Source organism: Mesorhizobium qingshengii, from assembly GCF_900103325.1.
Classification (GTDB): Bacteria; Pseudomonadota; Alphaproteobacteria; order Rhizobiales; family Rhizobiaceae; genus Mesorhizobium; species Mesorhizobium qingshengii.
Genome location: NZ_FMXM01000068.1, coordinates 1 through 3894 on the forward strand (window position 1 = coordinate 1; position 3894 = coordinate 3894).

3 protein-coding genes and 1 pseudogene are annotated in these 3894 nt (G+C 59.4%); 3 read left to right on the forward strand and 1 reads right to left on the reverse strand.

Going from position 1 to position 3894, the window contains the following annotated elements; all coding sequences use genetic code 11:
* Positions 1–102: 102 nt before the first annotated feature.
* From BLS48_RS34130 to BLS48_RS34140, 3 genes and pseudogenes are all read left to right on the forward strand, one after another.
* Positions 103–798 (forward strand): annotated as a pseudogene (locus tag BLS48_RS34130) (transporter substrate-binding domain-containing protein); the annotation flags it as partial.
* 54 nt (positions 799–852) lie between these two features.
* The gene (locus BLS48_RS34135; RefSeq protein WP_091586642.1) at positions 853–1827 is read left to right on the forward strand and encodes an amino acid ABC transporter permease; all 975 of its coding nucleotides are present in this window, start codon (positions 853–855) and stop codon (positions 1825–1827) included.
* The gene (locus BLS48_RS34140) at positions 1824–2567 is read left to right on the forward strand and encodes an amino acid ABC transporter ATP-binding protein (protein ID WP_091586644.1); all 744 of its coding nucleotides are present in this window, start codon (positions 1824–1826) and stop codon (positions 2565–2567) included. Before BLS48_RS34135 ends, BLS48_RS34140 begins: the two co-directional genes overlap by 4 nt.
* Positions 2568–2766: 199 nt before the next feature.
* Here BLS48_RS34140 and BLS48_RS34145 read toward each other — a convergent pair whose 3' ends face one another.
* Positions 2767–3771: a tetratricopeptide repeat protein gene (locus BLS48_RS34145; RefSeq protein ID WP_091586646.1), complete on the reverse strand. Its 1005-nt coding sequence runs from the start codon at positions 3769–3771 to the stop codon at positions 2767–2769.
* Positions 3772–3894 lie beyond the last annotated feature (123 nt).

Sequence of the window (3894 nt, forward strand, 5' to 3'; positions counted from 1 at the left end):
GGTGCCAGATTCCAAGATGGAATCGAGGTCATCGAATTGAAGCCGCAGAGCGCCGCTTGATCAGCCTCGTCACCCAAATTCCAGCATAGCTCCGCCAACTGGGCGCCGCAGTCCTTCGTGAATGCCAGCAACGAGCTGGACGGTTTCGATGTCGACGTCGCCAAGGCGATCGGCAAGCACCTCGGCGTCAAGGTCGAGTTCATCACGCCCGGCTGGGACATTATCACCGCCGGCAATTGGGCAGGGCGCTGGGACATGCATGCCGGCTCGATGACGCCGACCAAGAAGCGCGCCGAGATCTTCGATTTTCCGGCCGTCTACTATTACACACCGGCGGCCGTTGCCGTGCACAAGGACAGCAAGGCCAAGACGCTGGCCGACCTCGACGGCAAGGTGGTTGGCGCCACCAGCACCTCCACCTTCGAGGCCTATGCCAAGAAGGATCTGACGCTCGACGCCGACGGCGCGCCGCCATTCGAGTACAAGCTCAACCCGAAGGAGGTCCACTCCTACGAGAATTCGACGACTGCCTTCGACGACCTTCGCCTCGGCGACGGCGTGCGTCTGGACGCGGTGGTCTCTTCGCTGCCGTCTATCCTCGACGCCGAGAAGGCCGGCTACCCGATCAAGCAGGTGGGCGATCCGGTATTCTACGAGCCGCTGGCGATCGCCATCGAACGTGGCGATCCGGAACTCTCCGCCAAGATCGCCGACGCCGTGAAAGCGATGAAGGAGGACGGCACGCTGAGCAAGCTTTCCGAAAAGTGGTACGGGCAGGATTATTCGAAGACAAACTAGCCCTTCAAAGGCGGCCTGCCCCCGGGCAGGCCGCCGAACAGCCGGTGCTCAAAGATGCTTTATCCCGATACCGTCGAAGCCGAAATCCTCGTCCACAAACCCTGGTTCGTGGCGACGATGTTCGGCGTCGTTCTGCTTCTCTTCATGGCTTTCAACATGTCGGGCACCAGCTTCGCCGAACTGATGCGTCCGGTGATCGGCGAACCATCGGTGAGTGGCTTCTACGGCCGCTTTGCCATTGCCTTCGCCATAGCGGTGATCTTCACCTTGAACGTCGTGTTGATCGGGTTCGCGCCGCTCAAGTTACAGATCGGCATCGTCTGGCTCGAACTGCTGCTCCTGTTCATCGCCTTCTTCGAGACGTTCCATCTCAGCCTGCCCTTTATCAGGGATAAGCTGCCGTTCCTGATCAGCCAGGGCGTTGTCACCACGCTCTACGTCTCGGCGATCTCGATCGTCATCGCTTCGGTCATCGCGGTCGCCGGTGCGGTCGCCAAGCTTTCCAGCAATGGCTTCGCCTACGCCATCGCCAGCTTCTACACCTCCTTCTTCCGCGGCCTTCCGCTGCTCATGCAGGTCTATCTGATCTATCTCGGCCTGCCGCAACTTGGCTTCGTCATCAATGCCGTGCCTGCAGGCATCCTGGCGCTTTCGCTCTGCTACGGCGCCTATATGACCGAGATCTTCCGCTCCGGCATACAAAGCATCGATCGCGGCCAGTGGGAGGCATCGCGCTCCATGGGCTTCGGCTTCGCGCTGACAATGCGCCGTATCATCCTGCCGCAGGCGCTGCCGGTCATCATTCCGCCGACGGGCAACCAGTTCATCTCGATGCTGAAGGATTCCTCGCTGGTCTCGGTCATCGGCGTGTGGGAGCTGATGTTCCTGGCGCGCACACTGGGCCAGAAGACCTTCCAGCACATGGAGATGCTGATTTCGGCTGCCATGATCTACTGGATGCTGTCCATCTGCCTCGAACTGATCCAGGCGCGGATCGAGCGGCATTACCGCAGGAGCAAGATCAGATGAGCGCTGATGCCATCATCGAAGCGCGCAACGTATCGAAGTGGTACGGCGCCTTTCACGTCCTGAAGGACATCAACCTGACCGTCCACAAGGGCGAGCGGATCGTCATCTGCGGCCCCTCGGGTTCCGGCAAATCGACGCTCATCCGCTGCTTCAATCGCCTGGAGGCGCATCAGGAGGGCGATATCACCGTCAACGGCGTTGCCTTGCATGGCAAGATGGGCAACGTCGCCGACGTGCGCTCCAACGTCGGCATGGTGTTCCAGCATTTCAACCTGTTTCCGCACATGACGGTGCTGATGAACTGCATGGCCGGTCCGATGTGGGTGAGGGGCGTGCCGGAAAAGGAGGCGCGCAAGACCGCGCTGAAGTTCCTCGAGCGGGTTCGCATTCCCGAGCAGGCGAACAAGTTTCCCGTCCAGCTGTCGGGCGGCCAGCAGCAGAGAGTAGCGATTGCCCGCAGCCTGTGCATGCAACCGGCTGTCATGTTGTTCGACGAACCGACCTCCGCCCTCGACCCGGAAATGGTCTCGGAGGTGCTGGACACCATGACGGAACTTGCCGGCGACGGCATGACCATGGTGTGCGTGACGCATGAGATGGGCTTTGCCCGGGCGGTCGCCGACCGTGTCATCTTCATGGACGCCGGCCAGATCGTCGAGGAGGGCACGCCCGACGCGTTCTTCGGCCACCCGCGCCATGACCGAACCAAGTTGTTCCTCAGCCAGATATTGAAGCATTAGCTTTCTTGCAAGGGCTGCCTGTCCAGTCGAATTTCGGGATCGGAAAATCGGCTCTCGGCCCAATTCGGCGCGTCTGATATGCGCCGCTGTCCGGTCATTGATGGAAACCGCGTCGTAGCCCAAGAGCAGACCTCAGTCGCGAAGTGAATGCGGTGGCTGATCGTCAGCATCAGGCGGATGAGCTAGTACCTGCCCTCGGTCAATTGAACTGCTTGAGCATGGCGTAGCACTTGTCGTCGCGCACGCATTTGGGCAAGGCCTTGCGGGTCTCTTCGTCGATTTCACCCGTGAGTTCGCCATCAAGAAGACCAGCGTTCTTTAAGGCGTGCTGGGCCCAAAAAACATAATCGGAAGAATCAAGTGCTGCCGAATAATCCTTCACCGCGCCGTCGAGGTCTCCAGTTTCTCGTTCGGCTTCGGCGCGGATTTGGATCGATTCTGTACTTGTCGGATTTATTGACAGAGCGGTGTTGACCTCTTTGATCGCGGCCTTGAAGTCTCTTTTTTTCATCCATTGGATGGCCGCGTTAATTGATGGCTGTGCGACGTTGTCAAGGATCTTACTAGCTGCGTCCTTGATATCGTCATTGGCGCCATCGGCGAGTTTGCGGATCGCAGGCAGGAGCAAGCCTATCTTCTCGTGCGCTTCAGGTATGGAGTTGAAGTCATCCAACACCGCCAAAGCGGCCAATTGCAGTTCGGTATCCGTTGTGTCGGAGGCAGCAAGCGTTGTTTCCGCGAGGTTGAGGCCGGGCCGAACTTCGGCATACAACAAGCCGACACCCCAGGCGGCAATCAGCCGAAGCTTTGGGCTTTTCTCCGCCTCCATGTAGCGCATGAGGTCGTCACGAACCTCACGCTGGGGATCGGAAACATTCACAAGCGCTTGGATCAGCACAATCTTGATCTCGGATGCCGCCTCGTCGGGTGTCAGCTGGAACGCTTTGGCCATTTCGTTGTACTCGCCGCCAAACCCTTGATAGGAGCGAGTTAGCGCCTGCATGAGAGCGGGTCGAGCCGCGGCAGCGGTGGGTCCAAGTGAGCCAAGCGCGGCTGCGCATTGCTGAAGGTTCCAAAGGCCTTCCGTCCGCCACTCCTCTTCATCCGCCATCAGGCGGCTCAAGGCCGGTACGCCCCGCGTGCCAATATAGGCAAGCGCATAAGCGTATGTCTCTCGCGGCGTCCACTTGGGATCGCGGGTCATCAGGATTTCAAGTTGAGGAACGACCTTTGCGAGCTATGCTGGAATTTGGGTGACGAGGCTGATCAAGCGGCGCTCTGCGGCTTCAATTCGATGACCTCGATTCCATCTTGGAATCTGGCACCT